General features: G+C 71.7%; 14 protein-coding genes. 3 read left to right on the top strand and 11 right to left on the bottom strand.

Annotated features, from left to right (window positions below; genetic code table 11):
• Positions 1 to 4 precede the first annotated feature (4 nt).
• The 9 genes from SM116_RS06245 to guaB1 all read right to left on the bottom strand — a co-directional run bounded on the left by SM116_RS06245 (position 5) and on the right by guaB1 (position 10698).
• Positions 5 to 1948 carry a cell wall-binding repeat-containing protein gene (locus SM116_RS06245; RefSeq protein ID WP_320943595.1) on the bottom strand — a complete coding sequence of 648 codons (1944 nt, stop codon included), beginning with the start codon at positions 1946 to 1948 and terminating at the stop codon, positions 5 to 7.
• A gap of 162 nt (positions 1949 to 2110) precedes the next feature.
• The gene (locus SM116_RS06240) at positions 2111 to 2833 is read right to left on the bottom strand and encodes an NUDIX hydrolase (protein WP_320943594.1); all 723 of its coding nucleotides are present in this window, start codon (positions 2831 to 2833) and stop codon (positions 2111 to 2113) included.
• 38 nt (positions 2834 to 2871) lie between these two features.
• A complete protein-coding gene (locus tag SM116_RS06235) occupies positions 2872 to 4098 on the bottom strand; it encodes an MFS transporter (protein ID WP_320943593.1) in 1227 nt (408 codons plus the stop codon).
• Positions 4099 to 4196: 98 nt separating this feature from the next.
• Positions 4197 to 4544: a thiamine-binding protein gene (locus SM116_RS06230; RefSeq protein WP_320943592.1), complete on the bottom strand. Its 348-nt coding sequence runs from the start codon at positions 4542 to 4544 to the stop codon at positions 4197 to 4199.
• Positions 4545 to 4553: 9 nt separating this feature from the next.
• Positions 4554 to 5777, bottom strand: a complete 1224-nt coding sequence (locus SM116_RS06225; protein WP_320943591.1) for a glycosyltransferase 87 family protein — start codon at positions 5775 to 5777, stop codon at positions 4554 to 4556.
• A gap of 66 nt (positions 5778 to 5843) precedes the next feature.
• Positions 5844 to 6692, bottom strand: a complete 849-nt coding sequence (locus SM116_RS06220; RefSeq protein WP_320943590.1) for an ADP-dependent NAD(P)H-hydrate dehydratase — start codon at positions 6690 to 6692, stop codon at positions 5844 to 5846.
• A 41-nt stretch (positions 6693 to 6733) separates the two neighbouring features.
• A complete protein-coding gene (locus SM116_RS06215; protein ID WP_320943589.1) occupies positions 6734 to 7795 on the bottom strand; it encodes a hemolysin family protein in 1062 nt (353 codons plus the stop codon).
• Positions 7792 to 9105: a hemolysin family protein gene (locus tag SM116_RS06210; RefSeq protein ID WP_320944109.1), complete on the bottom strand. Its 1314-nt coding sequence runs from the start codon at positions 9103 to 9105 to the stop codon at positions 7792 to 7794. Before SM116_RS06210 ends, SM116_RS06215 begins: the two co-directional genes overlap by 4 nt.
• Before the next feature lie 135 nt (positions 9106 to 9240).
• Positions 9241 to 10698, bottom strand: a complete 1458-nt coding sequence (gene guaB1, locus SM116_RS06205; RefSeq protein ID WP_320943588.1) for a GMP reductase — start codon at positions 10696 to 10698, stop codon at positions 9241 to 9243.
• Positions 10699 to 10877: 179 nt separating this feature from the next.
• Between guaB1 and SM116_RS06200 the strand changes: the two genes are divergently transcribed.
• Positions 10878 to 14597, top strand: coding sequence for a multifunctional oxoglutarate decarboxylase/oxoglutarate dehydrogenase thiamine pyrophosphate-binding subunit/dihydrolipoyllysine-residue succinyltransferase subunit (locus SM116_RS06200; protein ID WP_320943587.1), 3720 nt, complete (start codon positions 10878 to 10880; stop codon positions 14595 to 14597).
• 43 nt (positions 14598 to 14640) lie between these two features.
• On the opposite strand, the gene SM116_RS06195 is transcribed toward SM116_RS06200, so the two are convergent.
• Positions 14641 to 15936 carry an APC family permease gene (locus SM116_RS06195; RefSeq protein WP_320943586.1) on the bottom strand — a complete coding sequence of 432 codons (1296 nt, stop codon included), beginning with the start codon at positions 15934 to 15936 and terminating at the stop codon, positions 14641 to 14643.
• 40 nt (positions 15937 to 15976) lie between these two features.
• Complete coding sequence (locus tag SM116_RS06190; protein WP_320943585.1) at positions 15977 to 17533, bottom strand: glycerol-3-phosphate dehydrogenase/oxidase; 1557 nt, start codon at positions 17531 to 17533, stop codon at positions 15977 to 15979.
• 25 nt (positions 17534 to 17558) lie between these two features.
• Here SM116_RS06190 and SM116_RS06185 point away from each other — a divergent pair, with 25 nt between their 5' ends.
• Together SM116_RS06185 and SM116_RS06180 are read left to right on the top strand one after the other, a co-directional pair.
• Positions 17559 to 19262, top strand: a complete 1704-nt coding sequence (locus tag SM116_RS06185; protein ID WP_320943584.1) for an FAD-binding oxidoreductase — start codon at positions 17559 to 17561, stop codon at positions 19260 to 19262.
• The gene (locus tag SM116_RS06180) at positions 19259 to 20161 is read left to right on the top strand and encodes a diacylglycerol kinase (RefSeq protein WP_320943583.1); all 903 of its coding nucleotides are present in this window, start codon (positions 19259 to 19261) and stop codon (positions 20159 to 20161) included. Before SM116_RS06185 ends, SM116_RS06180 begins: the two co-directional genes overlap by 4 nt.

The raw sequence follows: 20161 nt of genomic DNA, 5'->3' as shown, positions 1-20161 counted from the left end.
CGCGTCAGCTCGTGCAGGTGTAGAACCGATCCTGCAACAGGACCGCGGGTCCGCCGAGGATGGTCGCCGTGGTCGCTCCAATCCGGATGACATCCGCCACGACGTCCGGAGGCGCGCAATCGCGAGGCGACAGGTAGATAGGCCCGGGTGCAGCACCCAGCAGGGTGGCCGCTGCAAGCGCGTCGGGGAAGTTCTCCCCGGACGCGATGTATGCATCCGCCGAGGTCGCCGGCGAGGCGAGGTGTGCGATCGCGACCGCTGTCTCGTAGCGATCCGCACCTGCCACACGGTCCACCGTGACGTTGCTGCCCATCGTGGACGCAACCCCTGCCGAGATGGCGTTAAGACCTCCGAGGACGGTCACGCGATCGGCGCCGAGGCGGGCCAGCTCGGCGGCTGTCGCGCTCTCGACGGCCGACGCGCTTCCGTTCACGAGCAGGATCGGTGCGGAAAGCGCCGCAGCTGCGGGAACCGCTGCTTCGGCGTCGGGGTAGTTCGCGCCCGTCGCCACCAGCACGCGTGCGCTCGAGCCCGGCGGATACGCGGACTCGACGACGGCGCGAGATGTGGCATATCGGTCTGAACCCCAGATTCTGGTCACCGCGGGAGCGAGGCCCCGAAGCTGTGCGAGCACCGTGTCCGACACCGCTGCGGGACCGCCAACGACGACGATTCTGGCCGGACGGAGCCGAGCCAGTTCCGTCTGCGTCGCTGGGGGAAGTCCTGAGGGGTCGGTCAGGAGCAGTCCCGCGTGCGTCTTCGTCACGACGGGCCCCACCGACAGCGCGTCTGCGAACGAGACGCCGGACGCGACGTAAACCGTCCCGGGACCGTCTACGGGAAACGCAGTCCGTGACATCGCCGCGGCGGTGGCATATCGATCATCGCCGCTGACGCGGCCGACCGTCACACCGACGACATCCGCCTCGTAACAGGATCTCAGGCTTGTCGGCACACCACCGGGGACGGTGGCGGTCTCGAGGATGCAGACACGGTGGCCGGCCACGGTCGGCGGCACGAGTAGGTCGCCGCCCGGAGACGCCTGAGCGAGAACCGTGACGACGTCCGGGTTCGTTAAGTCATCCGCCAGCACGAGTCGATCGACGACCGCAGCATCATCGGGAGACCAGACCGCAGGGGATGCACGGACGCTCGTTCCGACGCCGAGGGTGGCAGAGGCGGGGGGTGTCCACGTCTTGGTGTCGTAGGCGGACGTGATCGTTGCCGTCATGCATGAGCTGGGAGACGACACCGCAGCGGTGGAGTCCGTGAACCTTGCGCAGATACTGTAGGTGCCGGGCGGCGCAGGGTCGATGACTGTTGTGACCGGCGTCAGGCCCACAACTCCAGGATGCTGGGCCGAGAGGGTCGCGGAAGGCGCGCCAAAATACGGGCCTCCTTGGATCGGCCCGGCAGGATGGTCGGCGGCCGGGACACCATCGGTGTATGAGACGTCGAACTGCGCATAACCGGACTCTTCGCTCCAGCTGTCGCTCATCCAGCCGTCCACATACAGGCCGGATTGACCGGCGTGCGGGCCGATCGAGGTGATCGCACCCCCCATCACGCGCGCGGCCACCGTGACCGTCGCGCACCCGAGACTCGCCCAGCTTCCGGCGGTGGGAGTCGGGTATCCCGGCGCGACCTGGACGCACGCCTTGTAGACGCCCGGCTTGTCGACCCGGGCCGAGGTCCAGAAGCCATGGTGAACGACGCGACCGAAAGAATCGGCGACCGGATGGTCGTCGTAACCGTTCGAGAATTGAAGAGTGGCCAGCAGCGGCTGGCCGATGTCGGTCGGTACGGCGGCCCCGTCTGGGCCGGTAAGAGTGACCTCTACGAGATTGTTGTTACCGTTCTCCGGCCCGATCGTATCGGTCCACCCGTACACGTTGAGTTGAGGTCCGTACGAGTACGTGACCGAGATGCCGTCGACTTGGCCCGTCATGCTCGTACTGGCGGCTGCAGGCGAAGCCGAAATCACTCCTGCGAGCGCCAGCACGACCACGAGGACGGGTGCGAGAAACCGGCGCATCGACGCATCCTTCTGCGCGCTTGTCTATCGCGCGGATCGACCTTACTCCAAAGCTGGGCGAAACTCGGGGCCTTCTCACGCCTCGCCCGTGCGGGTGTAGACCCAGGGCAGCGAGCCGACCTCCAGGCGGTGACGCGCCGAGCCCGCCGCATCCCCGTCGTACTCGGCGTCGTCCGGCCACAGCAGCATCGGCCCAGATGCGCCGCGGCGCGCGGACGTCGTGAAGCGCTCGAAGCGGATGCCGGCGACCAGCGTGGCGAAGTCCGGCGTATCCGCGATCGCCGTGAGCGTCACCCACGTCGGCGGGTAGAGGGTCGCCTCACCGCTCGCATGGCGGTCGAGCAGATCGCGCGGACGCACCCACTCGGCCCCGACGACCTCGCCCTCGGCCAGTGCCAGGTCGCCTGCCGGATCGGCGGCGAGGAAGAACCACGTGCGGATGCGCGGCTTCGCCCCGGCGGGCGGATCCCACACCGAGAGGGTCGCGGCGGGCCGGATGACGAGGCCGGCCTCTTCGAGCGTCTCCCGCACGGCCGCGCGGCGCGCGACATCCTCCTCGGTCGCGTCCTCGGGCAGCCCGTCGCGATCGGATGCCTCGAGCTTGCCGCCCGGGAACACCCACGCGCTCGCGAAGGAGCCCGTGTCGGGCCGCTGGATGAGCAGGACCTGGATGCCGGCATCCCCGTCGCGCACCACGAGCGCGGTCCCGGCGACGGGCAGCTCCCGGTCGTCCGAATCGCCCGCGGCGGAACCATCCACGAGATCCCTGAGTGCGCGGTCCAGCGGCGTATCCGGCATCCCCTCAGCGTAGGCCCGCGCGCCGCCGCGGGCGCCGCTCAGAGCGCGTGCACCGGCACCGCGGCACGGCGACGCTCGATGCCGAGGCTCGTCAGCGCGAGCGCCAGTCCCGCCACGGCGAGCACGGCGCCGACCCACGCCGGGGCGGCGAAGCCCCAGCCGATCGCGATGACGATGCCGCCGAGGAAGGCGCCGAGGGCGTTGCCGATGTTCAAGGCTGAGTGGTTCAGGGCGGCCGCGATGGACTGATTGTCCTGCGCGACATCCATCAGCCGGGTCTGGATGGTGGGGCTGAGTGTCGAGGCGACGGCGCCGACCGCGAAGACGAAGAACGCGAGCACGATGATCCACTGCGCGGTGAGGGCGAGCAGGACGAGCACCGCGGCCAGTCCCACGAGGCCGACCAGCAGCGTGCGCGCGAGGTCGAGGTCGGCGAGGCGCCCGCCGACGAGGTTTCCGACGGTCATGCCGACGCCCATGATCACCAGCACGATCGGCACTGCCCATGTGGGCGCGCCGGCGACCTCGGTCACGAGCGGAGCGACGTAGCTGTAGACGGCGAAGAAGCCGCCGAACCCGATGGCGCCGACGCCGAGGGCCAGCCACACCTGTCCGATGCGGAACACCCCCAGCTCCTTGCGGAGCGTGCGCTCGGGGCTGCCCTCGTGCTCCGGCACCCAGAAGGCGATGGCGACCGTCGCGATGGCGAAGATCCCCGCCACGACCATGAACGCGGCGCGCCAGCCGAGCTGCTGACCGAGGAAGGTGCCGAGCGGCACGCCCACGACGTTGGCGACCGTGAGACCCGTGAGCACGAACGCGACGCCTCGCGCGCGCTTGCCGGGACCGAGCACGTCTGCGGCGACGAGCGCCCCGATGCCGAAGTACGCCCCGTGCGGGAGGCCGGCGAGGAAGCGCGAGACGGCCACGAGCTCGAAGTTCGGCGCCAGGAAGGTCAGGGCGTTGAACACCGTGAGCGCGAGCGCGAGGCCGAACATGACCCGCTGCCGGGGAAAGCGCGCGACCGCCCCCGCGATGGTCGGCGCGCCGACGACGACGCCCAGGGCGTAGAGCGAGATGAGCCAGCCGGCGTGCGCGATGCCCGTCTCGGGGCTCGCCGCCCATTGCCCGGGCAGCAGCGCCTCGGCGATGTTCGGCAGCAGACCCATGACGACGAACTCCGTCATGCCGATGCCGAAACTGCCGATCGCGAGGGCGAGCAGCGCGCGCGACGCGGCGCCGCGAGACGCGGTGGCGGAGGTCATGCGTTCAGGCTACCGCCGACGACCTGCCGTCGTCGAATCGATTCGAGAGCCTCCCGCGGGACGTTGTGGGCCGCCCACGGGAGGGACGCGCGGCGCGATCAGAGGTCGATGTCGTCGGCCGGCGTGTCGACGGCGTCGTCGGCGGTGGCGTCGAGCGCCGCTTCGAGCCGCTCCACCTTCGCGTCGAGTTCGCCGACGTATCCCGGCCGGATGTCGGCCTTCAGCACGAGCGACACCCGGGAGCCGAAGGCGCCCACGGCCTCGGTCGCGCGCTTGACGACGTCGAAGACGTCATCCCACTCCCCCTCGATCTCGGTGAACATCGACGTGGTGCGATGAGGCAGACCGGACTCGCGGACGATCCGCACGGCAGCGGCGACGGCGTCGTGGACCGAGCCGTCGGCACGGCCCGTCCCGCTCGGGGCGACAGAGAAGGCGACCAGCATCCTTCCACGCTAGCGCGCCGCGATCGCGCGGGGTGCGCGCTCGCGTCCCGGCACGGGCACCGCCACGAGCCGCACGACGGTCCACACCAGCAGGGCGATCTCGAGCGCGCTGCGCAATGTGAGGATGGCCTCGGCGAAGGCCTGCGCCTCGAGCACCTGCTCGTAGAAGATCGGATACTCGAGCAGCGTCACGAAGGCGAGCACGAGTCCGAGCGTCGCCGGGCCCGCCCAGCGCCGCCGGTCGATCACGAGTCCGACGACCAGAGGCGCGGCGACCCACGTGACGTACTGCGGTGAGCCGACCTTGTTGAACACGATGAACGCGAGGACGAGCCCGAGCGCGAGCGGCGGGAAGAGGGCGTGGAAGGATGCGCGGTGCCAGGCCTTGTACGCGCCGATCACGGCGAGGGCGAGCACGGCGATCGCGAGCAGCGGCGTCATGAAGGCGACGACGACCTCCTCACCGGGACCGTGCACGTTGAAGGTGTTGAGCCGGGCGTCGTAGAAGATCCATGAGGCGGGGAGCCGCGCGACGGCCTGCCAGACGTACACGGTGGAGACCGGCGCCTCGACCTGCAGTCCGCGGCCGGTCTGGTCGCCGATGAAGTTGAACGCGTAGCGGCCGCCTCCGGCGACCACCACGCCGAGGAGCGTCAGCGCCGACACCACGACGGCGCCGCCGAGGACCGCCAGCCGGCGGCGGACGGCGATGATCGCCGCGGCGACGAGCGCGGCCGGCCACACCTTCATCCAGGTGGCCACGGCGAGCAGGATGCTCCCCAGCCACGGCCGTCCCACGAGCCAGAGGCATCCCGCGATCGCGAGGGGCACCGTGACGCCGTCGAGGCGGTACATGCCGATCGGGCCGAGGAGGGCGATGAAGCTCAGCCAGAACCACGCGCCGACATTGCGCCCGACCGAACGGCCGCGACCGACGAGCATCCAGAACGCCAGCGCGTCGGCGCACGTCACGAGGAGCGCCCATGCGACGGTGTAGGTCCCGGTCATCCACACGAACCCGTGCGCGAGGATCATCGGGATCAGGGCCAGCTGGGGATACACCCACGGCTCGGTGATGCCGACGATGCCGTGGCCGGTGATCGCCGCCGTGGACCACGGCTGGTAGACCTTGTAGACGTCGCCCATCGGCTCGGTCGGCAGCAGGTAGCCGAGCAGCGCGACACCGGCATGGACGATCAGAAAGGCGACCCACAGCACGGCTCGTCTCGACACGAGGACCAATCCTAGGGTGCGTCCATCGACGGCTCCTGCACACGCGTCGCACGACCGTCGCGCGTCTTACTCCGGGCGGGGCACCGATCCGACCACCACGGCGACGGCGCGGGGAAGGCAGGCTGCGACGTCCATCGCGGTCATCGGTCCGCCGCGCGGCGCCATCTGGCCCGCGCACATCGCCGCGGCCTGAGAGTGCAGCCACACACCGGCGGCGGCATGGCGGGCGAGGGATGCCGTGTCCTGCGACGGCGGTCCACCCGCGACGACCGCTCCGATCGTGCCCGCGAGCACGTCGCCGGCGCCCGCGGTGGCGAGCCACGGCGGCGCGAGGTGGACGCGCGCCGTCCACCCCCCGGGCTCCGCGATCTCGGTCACCGCCCCCTTCAGCACGACGACGGCGCCGAGGACGGTCGCGGTGTCCAGCGCGGATGCCGCCCGGCGGGCTCCATCGGAGGGATCGACCTCCGGCAGGCCCAGCCGGGCGCGCAGCCGCGCGTGCTCCCCGTCGTGCGGCGTCAGGATCCAGCGGCCTCCGCCGCGATGGACCAGGTCGAGGGCGCCGGCGTCGACGACGACGGGCTCGGGACCCTCCAGGATGCCGCGCAGCGCGTCGGTCTCGTCGTCGCTGCGGCCCTCGGCGGACGTCCCCGATCCGATGACCCACGCCTGCACGCGCCCGACGCCGACGACCGTCTCCGGCCGCTGCTGCAGCACGAGGTTCTGCGCGCGCTCCGGACCGACGTACCGCACCATGCCCGCGCCCGCGCGCGATGCGGCCTCGACGCCGAGGACGGCGGCGCCGGGATAGGCCTCCGAGCCGGTGCGCATGCCCACGACCCCGCGGGTGTACTTGTCGTCGTGGGTCGTCGGCATCCGCACGATGCCGGCCGTATCGGCGAGCGTCCACTCCATCGACTCAGGCTACGCCCGGTCCTCCGCATCCGTCCCGGGCGTCACCGTCGGCGCCCGCGGCGCGTCGCATCCTCCACCTCGCCGACGAGCTCTTCGAGCACGTCCTCGAGGAAGAGGACCGCCGTGGTGCCGCCGGCCTCGTCGCGCACCTCGCCGAGGTGGCGACCCGAATCCCTCATCGCGGCCAGCGCATCCTCGAGGTCCGTCGACTCCTGCAGCGGCACCATCATGTGGATGCGCCTGGCCTCGATCGGCCGCATGGCGACCGTCTCGGCATCGGGCCCCTCCGAGGCGCGCAGCACGTCCTTCAGGTGCACGTAGCCCACCGGCGCACCGGTGTCATCGACGATCACGTAGCGCGAGAACCCGTGCTTGGCCACCGCGCGCTCGATCTCGTCCGGCGTCGTGGTCAGCGGCATCGTGACGAGCGAGCCGACGGGCACCGCGACGTCCTTCGCCTTCTTGTCGGTGAACTCGACGACGGCCGCGACGGTTCCCGCCGCGTCGTCGAGGACGCCCTCGGCACGCGACTGCTCGACGATCGTCGCGACCTCGTCGAGCGTGAAGGTCGAGTTCGCCTCGTCCTTCGGCTCGACCCGGAACAGGCGCACCACGTGGTTCGCCGTCCAGTTGAGCGCCACGATCACCGGCCGGAACACCACCGAGACCCACACGAGCGGCGTCGCGAGGATCAGCACGGCGCGATCGGGCATCGAGAAGGCGAGGTTCTTCGGCACCATCTCGCCGACGACCACGTGCAGGTAGCTCACGAGCACCAGCGCGACCGCGAAGCCGATGGCATCCACCGCCGCCACCGAGAGGCCCGTGAGTCCCAGCGGGCCGGCCAGGAGGTGGTGGATGGCGGGCTCGGACACGTTCAGGATGACGAGCGAGCAGATCGTGATGCCCAGCTGGCTCGTCGCGAGCATGAGGGTCGCATGCTCCATGGCGTACAGCGCGGTCTTCGCGGAGCGCGACCCGCGCTCCGCGCGCGGCTCGATCTGCGAGCGTCGCGCGGAGATCACGGCGAACTCGGCGGCGACGAAGAACCCGTTGGCGATCAGCAGCACCACGAGCCAGACGATTCCCGCCCAATCGCTCATCGGTCGCCCCCGTTCCGGGGCTCGGCGGGCGCGGGCGTGAACTCCACCCGTTCGACACGGCGCCCGTCCATGCGCACGACCTTGAGCGTGCCGCCGTCGGTCTCGACCTCGTCGCCGACCATGGGGATGCGCTCGAGCACGCTCATGAGGAAGCCGCCGACGGTGTCGTAGACGTCGCCCTCGGGCACGCGCACGCCGGCGCGGTCCCGCAGCTCGTCGGGCCGCAGATCGCCGGGGAACGTCAGCGAGTCCTCGCCGCGCACCACTCCCGCGCTGCGACGGTCGTGCTCGTCCAGCACCTCGCCGACGATCTCCTCGACGAGATCCTCGAGCGTGACGATGCCCGCGGTGCCGCCGTACTCGTCCACCACGACGGCCATCTGATAGCCGCGGGCCCGCAGCTCGGACATCACGGCATCCAGGTGCACCGCCTCGGGCACGCGCAGCGGCTCGGTGGCGAGGGCCGCCGCCGGGACGTCCGGGCGCCGCTCGCGCGGGACGCCGACGGCGGCCTTCAGATGGACGATGCCGACGATGTCGTCCATCGACTCGCCGTAGACGGGGAACCGGCTGTGACCGGTGCGGCGCGCCAGCTGCACGACGTCGTCGGCCGAGTCCTCCGCCTGCAGCGCGTGCATGCTCGGTCGCGGGGTCATGACGTCCGCCGTCGTGAGGCGGGCGAAGTTCAGCGAGCGGTCGAGGAGGGATGCGGTGTCCTCCTCCAGCACGCCGGCACTGGCGGAGCGGCGCACGAGGCTCGACAGCTCCTCGGCGGTGCGCGCACCGGAGAGCTCCTCCTTCGGCTCGAAGCCCATCCCCCGCAGGATGCCGTTCGCACTGCCGTTGAGCAGTGCGACGGCCGGCTTGAACACGGTCGTGAACCCGACCTGGAAGGGCATGACGAGCTTGGCCGTGGCGCGCGGCAGCGCGAGCGCGAAGTTCTTCGGCACGAGCTCCCCGAGGATCATCGACAGGATCGTCGCGACCGCGACGCCGATGAACACCGAGAGGGGTGTGGCGGCGGCCTGGAGACCGGCGCCCGCCAGCAGCGGACGGACGAGGCTCGAGATCGCCGGCTCCATCGTGTAGCCGGCGAGCAGCGTCGTGAGGGTGATGCCGAGCTGCGCGCTCGACAGCTGCGTCGAGGTGGACTTCAGCGCGCGGATCGTCAGCCCGAGCCGCGTCTCACCCCGCGCCTCGCGGGCCTCGAGGTCGGCGCGATCGAGTGTGATGAGCGAGAACTCGCTGGCCACGAACAGGCCCGTGCCGACTGTCAGAAGCAGCCCCACGCCCAGCATGACGTAGTCCATCACGCGTCACCCCCTCGATCGGGGGGCGGGTCGGTGGGGCGGGCGTCTGCAACTGGGCGGGTCGTCCATCGTGCGATTCATTGTACGGGAGGGTGGATGCCGGGCTCCGGCCTTCCCCCCGTGCGGCGATGCGGGCTACCAGCTCACGGGGAGGGCCTTGCCCTCCTCGTAGCCGGCGGCCGACTGCAGCCCGACGAGGGCGCGCTCGTGGAACTCGGGCACCGTCGCTGCTCCCGCGTACGTGAACGAGGACCGCACACCCGACGTGATCATGTCGATGAGGTCCTCCAGGCCCGGCCGCAGCGGGTCGAGGTAGATCTTCGACGACGAGATGCCCTCGGCGAACAGCTCCTTGCGCGCGAGCTCGTAGGGATCGAGCCGGCCGAACCGCTCGTGCACGGCCTTGGTCGATGCCATGCCCCACGACTCCTTGTAGAGGCGTCCCGCCGCGTCCGTCTGCAGCAGGCCCGGGGCCTCGATCGTGCCGGCGAACCAGGAGCCGATCATGACGGATGCGGCACCGGCCGCGAGCGCGAGGGCGACGTCGCGCGGATAGCGCACGCCCCCGTCGGCCCACACGTGCGCACCCATGATGCGGGCGGCCTCGGCCGTCTCGAGCACCGCGGAGAATTGGGGCCGCCCGACCGCGGTCATCATGCGCGTCGTGCACATGGCGCCCGGCCCGACGCCGACCTTGAGGATCGAGGCGCCCGCCGTGACCAGATCGTGCACGCCCTCGGCCGTGACGATGTTGCCCGCAGCGAGCGGGATGCCGAGATCCAGGTCGGCCACGGCCCGCAGGGCGCGCAGCATCCCCTCCTGGTGACCGTGCGCGGTGTCGACGACGAGCACGTCGACGCCGGCGCCCGCGAGCGCACGGGCCTTGGCGGCGACGTCACCGTTGATGCCGATGGCCGCGGCCACGATGAGTCGCCCCGAGCGGTCCACCGCAGGGCGGTACAGGGTGGAGCGCAGGGCGCTGCGGCGCGAGAGCGTGCCGACGAGCAGGCCGTGGTGCAGGATGCAGACCATCTCGGCGTCACTGTCGACGATGAGGTCGAACGCATGACGGGCGCTCTCGACGTCATCGGCGTCGATCGCCGTCGGGCGGGTGTGCGCGAGGTCGCCCAGGCGCGCGTCGGAGAGGGCGGTGCCGAGGCGCGCCGCGGGGACGATTCCGGAGATGTCCTCGATGCGGATGCCGTCGGCCGACGCCTCGGCGACGACGACGCCGTGGCCGTCGATCGGCGGCAGGAGACGGGCCGCGTCCGCCACGGTCGCGTGGGGCGGCAGCACGAGCGGCGTGTCCCAGGACACCGGCTGATCCTTGACCCAGCGGATCGCCGCATCCAGCTCCTGCAACGGCATGTCCTGCGGGAGGACGCCCATGCCGCCGCGGCGGGCGAGCGTCGCGGCGAGGCGGGCGCCGGTGACCGAGTTCATGTTCGCGGAGACGAGCGGGAGGGTCGCCCCGCTTCCGTCGCCCGGCGACAGATCGACATCGAGCCGGCTCGCGACGCCCGATCGGCGGGGAACCAGGAACACGTCGGAATAGGTCAGGTCGACCTCGGGCTCGTCGCCGTAGAATTCCATGCTGCCAGCCTAGTGATCGCGGTTCCTCCGTCTCCCGTCCTGCCCGAGCCGGGCGATACCTGGGAGCGCGACACGCCCGGACATCGGCTGAGGAGACTGGGTTAGGCTTAACAGTCGCGCGCGTGCCGCTGCACGCGTCCGCAAACACGATCCTCACCGATGAAAGCAGGCGATCGACTGTGTCGAGCCAGGTGACCGGCGCCGGTACCGCAAACGAAGGAGAGTTCGGAGCCAACGAGTGGCTCGTGGAGGAGCTCTACGAGCAGTACTCGAAGGACCGGAACGCGGTCGACAAGGAGTGGTGGCCGGTCCTCGAATCCTACGGCGCGGCACAGATCTCCAAGGATGCCGCTGCGGCGGCCGCGACGGCCGCGACAGCGGCACCCGCGCCGCGCACCACCCAGCCCCCTGCGGCGACGGACACCCGCCCGGTCACGGCTCCCGTCCCGGTCATCGGCACCCAGCCCGTCGCGCGCACCACGGCCCGTCCGGCCGCCCCGCAGCCGATCCCCGCGCAGGCGCCGAAGGTCGAGCCCTCGGTGGGCGAGGCATCCCCCGAGAACGATGTCGTCACCGTCCTGCGCGGCATGCCGAAGACGCTCGCCGCGAACATGGACGAGTCGCTCACCATCCCGACCGCCACCAGCGTCCGGACCGTCCCGGCGAAGCTGATGATCGACAACCGCATCGTCATCAACAACCACATGGCGCGCACACGCGGCGGCAAGGTCAGCTTCACGCACCTCATCGGCTGGGCCCTCATCCAGGCGATCAAGGAGTTCCCGAGCCAGAACGTCTTCTATGCCGAGATCGACGGCAAGCCTTCCGTCGTCGCCCCCGCGCACATCAACCTGGGCATCGCGATCGACCTTCCGAAGCCGGACGGCACGCGCGCCCTCCTCGTCCCGAGCATCAAGCGCGCCGACACCCTCACCTTCGGCGAGTACCTCGCCTCCTACGAGGACCTCATCGGGCGCGCCCGCGCCAACAAGCTGACGGCCGCGGACTTCCAGGGCACGACGATCTCGCTGACCAACCCCGGCGGCATCGGCACGGTCCACTCGGTCCCCCGCCTCATGAAGGGGCAGGGATGCATCGTCGGCGCCGGCGCCCTCGAGTACCCCGCCGAGTTCCAAGGCTCGAGCGAGAAGACGCTCGTCGAGCTCGGCATCGGCAAGACGATCACCCTGACGAGCACGTACGACCACCGCGTCATCCAGGGCGCCGGCTCCGGCGAGTTCCTGAAGAAGGTGCACGAGCTGCTCATCGGCCAGCGCGGCTTCTACGACGACATCTTCGCTGCCCTGCGCATCCCCTACGCGCCCATCCGGTGGAACGCGGACATCCACGTCGACATCGCCGAGCGCGTCGACAAGACGGCGCGCGTGCAGGAGCTCATCAACTCCTACCGCGTCCGCGGTCACCTCATGGCGGACATCGACCCGCTCGAGTATCGCCAGCGCATGCACCCCGACCTCGAGATCGAGACGCACGGCCTCACGTTCTGGGACCTCGATCGCGAGTTCGTGACCGGCGGCTTCGGCGGCAAGCGGGTCATGAAGCTGCGCGACATCCTGGGCGTCCTGCGCGACTCGTACTGCCGCACGATCGGCATCGAGTACATGCACATCCAGGATCCGGGCCAGCGCAAGTGGTTCCAGGACAACATCGAGGTCAAGTACCAGAAGCCCGGCCACGACGAGCAGATGCGCATCCTCGGCAAGCTCAACGAGGCCGAGGCGTTCGAGACGTTCCTGCAGACGAAGTACGTCGGCCAGAAGCGCTTCAGCCTGGAGGGCGGCGAATCGCTCATCCCCCTGCTGGACCAGATCCTGCAGGGCGCCGCGACCGAGGGCCTGGACGGCGCCGCGATCGGCATGGCGCACCGCGGCCGCCTCAACGTGCTGACGAACATCGCCGGCAAGACGTACAGCCAGATCTTCCGCGAGTTCGAGGGCTCGGTGGCCATCGGCTCCAAGAGCGGCTCGGGCGACGTGAAGTACCACCTCGGCACCGAGGGCACGTTCGTCGCCGACGGCGGCGAGGAGCTCCCCGTCCTGCTCGCCGCGAACCCGTCGCACCTCGAGACCGTCGACGGGGTGCTCGAGGGCATCACCCGCGCCAAGCAGGACCGCAAGCCCATCGGCACCTTCACGTGGCTGCCGATCCTGGTGCACGGCGAGGCCGCCTTCGCCGGCCAGGGCGTCGTCGTCGAGACGCTGCAGATGTCCCAGCTGCGCGGCTACCGCACGGGCGGCACGATCCACGTCGTCGTCAACAACCAGGTCGGCTTCACGACGACTCCCGTCGACGGCCGCACCTCGGTGTACGCCACCGACGTCGCCAAGACGATCCAGGCGCCGATCTTCCACGTCAACGGCGACGACCCGGAGGCCGTCGTCCATGTCGCCGAGGTCGCGTTCCGCTACCGCCAGAAGTTCCACCGCGACGTCGTCATCGACATCGTCTGCTACCGCCGCCGCGGTCACAACGAGGGCGACGACCCGTCGATGACGCAGCCCCTCATGACGAACCTCATCGAGGCCAAGCGCTCCGTGCGCCGCCTGTACACCGAGGCTCTCGTCGGCCGCGGCGACATCACCGAGGAGGAGTACGACCGGGCGAAGGGAGACTTCCAGGGCCGCCTGGAGGTCGCGTTCGCCGAGACGCACGAGGCCGAGACCGGCGCATCGCCGGTGGTGAACGCCGAAGCGTATCTGTCCCCCGTGGTCGGCGAGCCCGAGACGACCGGCGTGCCGGCCGAGGTGGTCAACCTCGTCGGCGACGCGTTCGTCAACAAGCCCGACGGCTTCACGGTCCACCCCAAGCTGCAGCAGCTGCTCGACAAGCGCTACGACATGAGCCGCAACGGCGGCATCGACTGGGCCTTCGGCGAGCTGCTCGCCTTCGGCTCCCTCCTCGTCGAGGGAACCAACGTGCGTCTGGCCGGACAGGACTCCCGCCGCGGCACATTCGTCCAGCGCCACGCCGTCTTGCACGACCGCGCGAACGGCCAGGAGTGGCTGCCGCTGGCGAACCTGTCCGACAACCAGGGTCGGTTCTTCGTGTACGACTCGCTCCTCAGCGAGTACGCGGCGATGGCCTTCGAGTACGGCTACTCGGTCGAGCGTCCCGACGCCCTCGTGCTGTGGGAGGCCCAGTTCGGCGACTTCGCGAACGGCGCGCAGTCGGTCGTGGACGAGTACCTCTCGTCTGCCGACCAGAAATGGGGGCAGCAGTCGAGCGTCGTCCTCCTCCTGCCGCACGGATACGAAGGTCAGGGACCCGACCACTCGTCGGCGCGTATCGAGCGCTACCTGCAGCTGTCCGCCCAGGACAACATGAGCGTCGCGCGCCCCTCGACGCCCGCCTCGTACTTCCACCTGCTGCGCCGCCAGGCGTACTCGCGCCCGCGCCGCCCGCTCGTCGTCTTCACGCCGAAGGCGATGCTGCGCCTGCGCGGGGCGACGAGCCCGGTGTCGCACTTCACGTCGGGCCGCTTCGAGCCGGTGCTCGACGACGACCGCGGCGTCGTGAAGGATGCAGTCCGCCGCGTCGTGCTCACTGCGGGCAAGCCGTACTGGGACCTCCGCGCCGAGCTCGACAAGAACCCGAACGCCGAGATCGCCCTCGTCCGCCTCGAGCAGTTCTACCCGGCCCCCGTCGCCGAGCTCAACCGGGTGCTCGGGCAGTACCCGAACGCGGAGCTCGTGTGGATGCAGGACGAGCCCGAGAACCAGGGCGCGTGGCCGTTCATCGCGCTCGAAGTCGCCCCGGAGCTCGGGGGCCGCAGCATCCGTGTCATCTCGCGTCCGCCGATGGCATCGACCGCGACCGGCTCCCCGAAGGTGCACGCCGCGGAGTCCGCCGGCATCCTGCACGCGACCCTCACGCTCTGACGGACGTCAGCCGGGGTGTGACCTCGGCGACCGCGCGCGGCGCTCAGCTCAGGCTGTGCGCCGCCTCCGCACGTCGGGTGCGGTGCCGCCGACGCCATCTGCGCCACAGGGTCACCCCGACGGCTGCGAGGGCGAGGATGATCGCCGGCGCGAGATGTGCGATGTTCAGCACGAGCAGCGCGATCGAGAGCACCGCGGCCACGAGCGCCATGTACCAGCCGGGCGTGCGCCGAGGCAGGATCCGCAGGGCCGCGATCATGCCCGCCGTGTAGATCGAGACCATGTTGCCGGTGTGGATCAGGATGAACGTCTGCAGGTCTCCACCGGTCGCGACCGCCGCGGCGATGTAGGCGAGGGCGATGCAGAACGTCAGGAGCAGTGCGCGCCGCGGCACGCCGCCCGCCTCCGCACCGGGGGCGAGGACGTGAGGCAGATCGCGTGCGACGGCGAGGGATGCTCCGAGCTTTCCGAACGCCGCGAGATACGAGTTGAGCACGCCCAGCGAGACGATGCCCGCCGCAGCGCCGACGACGACGGGCCCGACGCCCGGCGCCGCGTCGGCCGCCAGGGTCACGAGCGGCACCGTCCCGCCCCCGCCGGTGCCGCCCAGCACGCCGACGGTGACGATCTGGAGCAGGACGTACGCGGCGCCCGGGATCGCGAGCGCGATGGCGGTGGCGATCGGGATGGCCCTGCGCGGGTCGCGGAACTCGCCCGAGATGTGCGTGCCGACCTCCCACCCGGCGAAGGCCCACACGAACAGGCTGATCGCCGTGCCGACGCCGGCCCACCCGTGCGGGAGGAACGGCGCGAACCGCGCCGGCTCCACAGCGCGGACCGCCGCGGCCACCACGAACACGACGATCGCCGTCAGGGTGCCGGTCAGGACGAACTGCACCCACCCGGCCGTGCGCACGCCGAGCATGTTGATCGCGAACGGCGGGATGAGGATCGCGAGCCCGACGACGGGAGCCGCGGACGGCGCGATCCCCGCGATGGCCGTGACGTAGTCGCCGCCGAGCAGGACCAGGACGGGAAAGCCCGCCGCGACCCCGAAGTAGAACCAGTAGCCGGTCGCCCGTGCGGCGGTCGGCCCGATGGCGCGCCGCACGTAGTTCGCCACTCCGCCTGGATCGGGGTATCGGGACGCGAGCGCGGCGAAGGTGCCCGCGAGCGGGACGGCGAGCAGGATCACGGCGCAGACCGCCAGGACGGATGCCGGACCCGCGGCACGGGCCGCCAGCCCGGGCAGCACGAGCAGGCCGCTGCCGAGGATCGCGGCGACGTACAGCGCCGTTCCCTGCAGGACGCCGATTCCGTGGGCGCGCTCGCGAGTCACACGGCCCAGTATGCGGCGGCCCTCCGACACGCGACGCGCCTCAGGCGGGCCCGACCCCGGCGCGCTCGAAGGCGGATGCCGCGGCATCCGTCGACGCCTCGCGATCGGCCACGACGAGCCCCAGCCGGGTGCGGCGATCCAGCAGGTCGTCGACCGTGAGAGCGCCCTCCACCTCGACGCCCCACTGCAGCTCCTGCGCCGTGACGCCGCGCGCCGCGCCAGGACCGTCGGGCAGGCCGGCCGCGAACGGCGCCTCCGCGCCGTAGCGCCGCACGAGTCGAGGGGATGCCGCGACCTCGTCGAGACGCTCCCGCGGCCACGCGCCCACGAGCGGGAGCGAGTGGGTCTGCGACGCGGGCACGTCGCGCAGGCGCGCCGCCACGGCGTCGATGCCGTCCTGCGCCATGCGGCGGTAGGTCGTGAGCTTGCCGCCGACGACCGACAGGAGACCGGAGCCGGATTCGACGATCGCGTGCCGGCGCGAGAGGTCGCTCGTCTCGTCGCCGTGGGACGGCCCGGTGAGCAGCGGGCGCAGCCCTGCGAACGTCGCGACGACGTCGGAGCGCGTGAGGGGCGCGGCGAGCACAGTGCCGATCACGCCGAGCAGCTGGTCGATCTCGTCATCCGTCGCCTGCGGGACATCGGGCAGCGGCCCGTCCGCCGGGACGTCGGTGAGGCCGATGTACGTGCGGCCGTGCGCCGCAGGGAGCGTGAACACGAAGCGGCTCGACGAGCCGGGAAGCGGTGCGGTGAGCGACACGTCCGACCAGCCCAGGCGCGCCGTCTCGACGACGAGGTGCGTGCCGCGACTCGGCCGCAGGTGCACGTCCGGGTCGACCTCCCCCGCCCACACCCCGGTGGCGTTGACGACCGCGCGCGCCCGCAGCTCGAGCTCCCCGCCGCCGAGCTCGTCCCGCACCACGACGCGGTCGCCGGCCGCGCGGATCGCCCGCGCCCTCGTCAGGACGGATGCGCCGTACCCGGCGGCGGTCCGCGCGATGGCGACGACGAGTCGCGCGTCGTCGAACAGCTGGCCGTCCCAGCCCCGCACGCCGCCGCGCAGGTCCTCGCGGCGCACTGCGGGAGCGAGCCGCACCAGCTCGGACCGCGTGAGCGGACCCGGCGCGGCGAGGACGCTCCCCGGAGTCCGCGTCATGCGGCGCAGGCCATCGCCCAGCTCGTACCCGAACCCGATGTACGCGCCGCGGGCGATGTGCCCGGGGGCGTACAGCGGCATCACCTGCGCGAGCGGCCGCGTGAGGTGCGGCGCGATGCGGGTCATGAGCAGGTGCCGCTCGAACGCGCTCTCGTAGGCGATGCCGACCTGCCCGCTCGCGAGATAGCGGAGGCCGCCGTGCACGAGCTTGGAGCTCCAGCGGCTCGTGCCGAACGCGAGGTCGTGCGCCTCGACGAGCACGGTTCGAAGGCCGCGAGAAGCGGCATCCAGCGCCAGTCCGGCGCCCGTGACGCCGCCGCCGATGATGACGACGTCGACGCTCGGACGGTCGCCCAGGGCCGCGAGCTCACGCGCGCGGCGGCGCGCGTTCAGGGCGGTCGAGCACGGCGTCCGTCCGAGGAGCCTGGGCGCACGGGTCACGGCGCGAGTTTGCCATACTGTGCCCATGGTCGCGACGACGCCGCCCGAGCTTCCCACCGCCCGCCCCCGGATGACGTGGGACGTGTGGGGCGACGCATCCGACGCGCGGCGCCTTCCTGCGGTCGCCCGCTTCATCGCCGGGCGCGTCCTGCCGGGTGAGCCCCATCCCGTCCCCCGCGTCGCCTCCCCGGCACTCACGCCGTCACGCCTGGACGAAACGGATCTCGAGGCGCTGCGGGAGGCCGCCGTGACGGCGACGGATGCCGCGTCCCGGGCGCTGCACCTCGGCGGGAAGAGCACGCCCGACCTGCTCGCGCGCCGCAGCGAGCTGGTGCAGCCGGCGCCCGATGCGATCGTGCTGCCGGCATCTCACGCCGAGGTCGCCGCGGTGCTGCGGATCTGCGACGCGCGCGGCATCGCCGTCGTCCCCTTCGGCGGTGGGACGAGCGTCGTCGGAGGCGTCGAGCCCCAGGCAGGGGCGCACCGGGCCGTGGTCGCGCTCGACCTCGTGCGCACCGCCGGACTCCTCTCGTTCGATGAGACGTCGCTGCTCGCGACGTTCGGCGCGGGCACCACCGGCCCCCAGGCCGAGGAGCTGCTCGCCGCGCACGGCTGCACACTCGGACACTTCCCGCAGAGCTTCCGGTACGCATCGCTCGGCGGCTTCGCGGCCACCCGCTCGAGCGGCCAGGCGTCCAGCGGCTACGGGCGGTTCGACGAGCTCGTGCACGCCCTGCGGGCCGCGACCCCGGCGGGCGACCTCGAGCTGGGACGGGCTCCGGCGAGCGCCGCGGGTCCCGACCTGCGGGAGCTCCTGCTCGGATCGGAGGGGGCGTTCGGAGTCATCACGGAGGTGACGCTGCGGGTGCGACGGATGCCGGCCGCGACCCTCTACGGCGCGTGGCGGTTCCGCGACTTCGCGGACGGCGCGCAGGCGTTGCGCGCGCTGGCGCAGCGCGGCATCCATCCCGCCGTCGTGCGGCTCAGCGACCGCGTCGAGACGCGCATCAACGCGGCGCTCGGCGGTCACGTGTCGCGCCTGCGCGGATGCCTCGCCGTCGCGACCTTCGAGGGCGCGACGAAACGGGAGGCGCGAGCGGTGCGCGACGCGACGGCCGCGGTCTTCGCGCAGCACCACGGCAGGGATCGCGGTCCTGGGCCCGCGCGCTCCTGGGAGCGGGGCCGGTTCGCCGCCCCCGCGCTGCGCGACCCGCTTCTCGACATCGGGGTGCTCGCCGAGACGCTCGAGACGGCGACCACGTGGGCCGGCCTCACGGCGCTGAAGCATGCGGTGACCCGGGCGCTCGACGAGTCCCTCTCCGCGGAGGGCACGAAGCCGATCGTCATGTGCCACATCTCGCATATCTACCCGGCCGGCGCGTCGCTGTACTTCACCGTCATCGCCGCGCTCACGGCCGAGCCGGGCCCGCAGTGGAGGCGGGCGAAGGATGCGGCGACCCGCGCCATCGTGGCGGCCGGCGGCACGATCACCCACCACCACGCCGTGGGGCGCGATCATCGCCCCTACCTGGAGTCCGAGATCGGCCCCCTCGGCGTGCGCGTGCTCGAGGCCGTCAAGGCGACTCTCGACCCGAGCGGGATCATGAACCCCGGCGCGCTCCTCCTCGCCCCGCCCGCCGCCGCGCGAGACATCTCCGATGTCGTGCCTCCGCCGCAGGATGCGGACGTTCGCGACGTGTCGGCGGGGGCGGCCGAGGGCCTGTCGTGACCGTCGCGCTCGTCGCCAATCCGGCGGCGCGCTCCGGCGGCGGCGTGGCGCCGGCCGAGCGGGCGGCCGAGCGGCTGCGCGCCGGCGGCCTCGAGGTCGCGATGGTCAGCGGCGGCAGTGCGGCCGAGTCCACGCGCCTGCTGCGCGCCGCGCTCGACCTGGATGCGACGGCTGTCGTCGTCGCGGGCGGAGACGGCACGGTGCACCTGGCCATCCAGGAGGTGGCGGGAACAGGCATCCCGCTCGGGATCATCCCCATCGGCACGGGCAACGACATGGCCGCGGTCGCAGGCCTCCGCGAACTCGACCTGGATGCCGCTGCCGACGCCATCGTCGCCGGCGCCACACGCCACGTCGACCTCGCGCGCGTGACGCGCGGCGACGGCAGCGCGCAGCTTTTCGGCACCGTGCTCGCGAGCGGCTTCGACTCGCGCGTCAACGATCGCGCCAACGCCATGCGGTGGCCGCGCGGCGGATCGCGCTACACGATCGCGATCCTCATCGAGTTCCTGCAGCTGCACGGCGTGCCGTTCCGCCTCGACCTGGAGCTGGCCGACGGAACCCAGGAGACGCTCTCGGGCGACCTCGTGATGGCGACGGTCGGCAACGGGCGCACGTACGGGGGCGGCATCCCGATCTGCCCGGACGCCGATCCCGCCGACGGCCTCCTCGACGTGACCCTCGTGCGTCCCGGCGGCCGCCTGCACCTGCTGCGCCTGCTCCCCCGCGTCTACAAGGGGACGCACACCTCGCTCGACGAGGTCTCGACGCGGCGGGTCCGCTCGATCCGCCTCGACTCCCCCGGCGTCACCGCCTACGCCGACGGGGACCCCATCGGAGAGCTTCCGCTGCTCGTCGACGTCGTGCCGAGCGCTCTGCGCCTGTTCGTGCGCGCGTGA

This window comes from Microbacterium rhizosphaerae, from assembly GCF_034120055.1.
Classification (GTDB): Bacteria; Actinomycetota; Actinomycetes; order Actinomycetales; family Microbacteriaceae; genus Microbacterium; species Microbacterium rhizosphaerae.
The sequence above is the reverse complement of the archived record's forward strand: the minus strand, read 5'-3'. Positions and strand labels throughout refer to the sequence as shown.

Bases quoted from the DNA above. Each gene is read 5' to 3' on its own strand.
- SM116_RS06245 (WP_320943595.1), bottom strand. From the start codon at position 1,948: ATGACGGGCCAAGTCGACGGCATCTCGGTCACGTACTCGTACGGACCT.
- SM116_RS06240 (WP_320943594.1), bottom strand. From the start codon at position 2,833: ATGCCGGATACGCCGCTGGACCGCGCACTCAGGGATCTCGTGGATGGT.
- SM116_RS06235 (WP_320943593.1), bottom strand. From the start codon at position 4,098: ATGACCTCCGCCACCGCGTCTCGCGGCGCCGCGTCGCGCGCGCTGCTC.
- SM116_RS06230 (WP_320943592.1), bottom strand. From the start codon at position 4,544: ATGCTGGTCGCCTTCTCTGTCGCCCCGAGCGGGACGGGCCGTGCCGAC.
- SM116_RS06220 (WP_320943590.1), bottom strand. From the start codon at position 6,692: ATGGAGTGGACGCTCGCCGATACGGCCGGCATCGTGCGGATGCCGACG.
- SM116_RS06215 (WP_320943589.1), bottom strand. From the start codon at position 7,795: ATGAGCGATTGGGCGGGAATCGTCTGGCTCGTGGTGCTGCTGATCGCC.
- SM116_RS06210 (WP_320944109.1), bottom strand. From the start codon at position 9,105: ATGGACTACGTCATGCTGGGCGTGGGGCTGCTTCTGACAGTCGGCACG.
- guaB1 (WP_320943588.1), bottom strand. From the start codon at position 10,698: ATGGAATTCTACGGCGACGAGCCCGAGGTCGACCTGACCTATTCCGAC.
- SM116_RS06185 (WP_320943584.1), top strand. From the start codon at position 17,559: ATGGTCGCGACGACGCCGCCCGAGCTTCCCACCGCCCGCCCCCGGATG.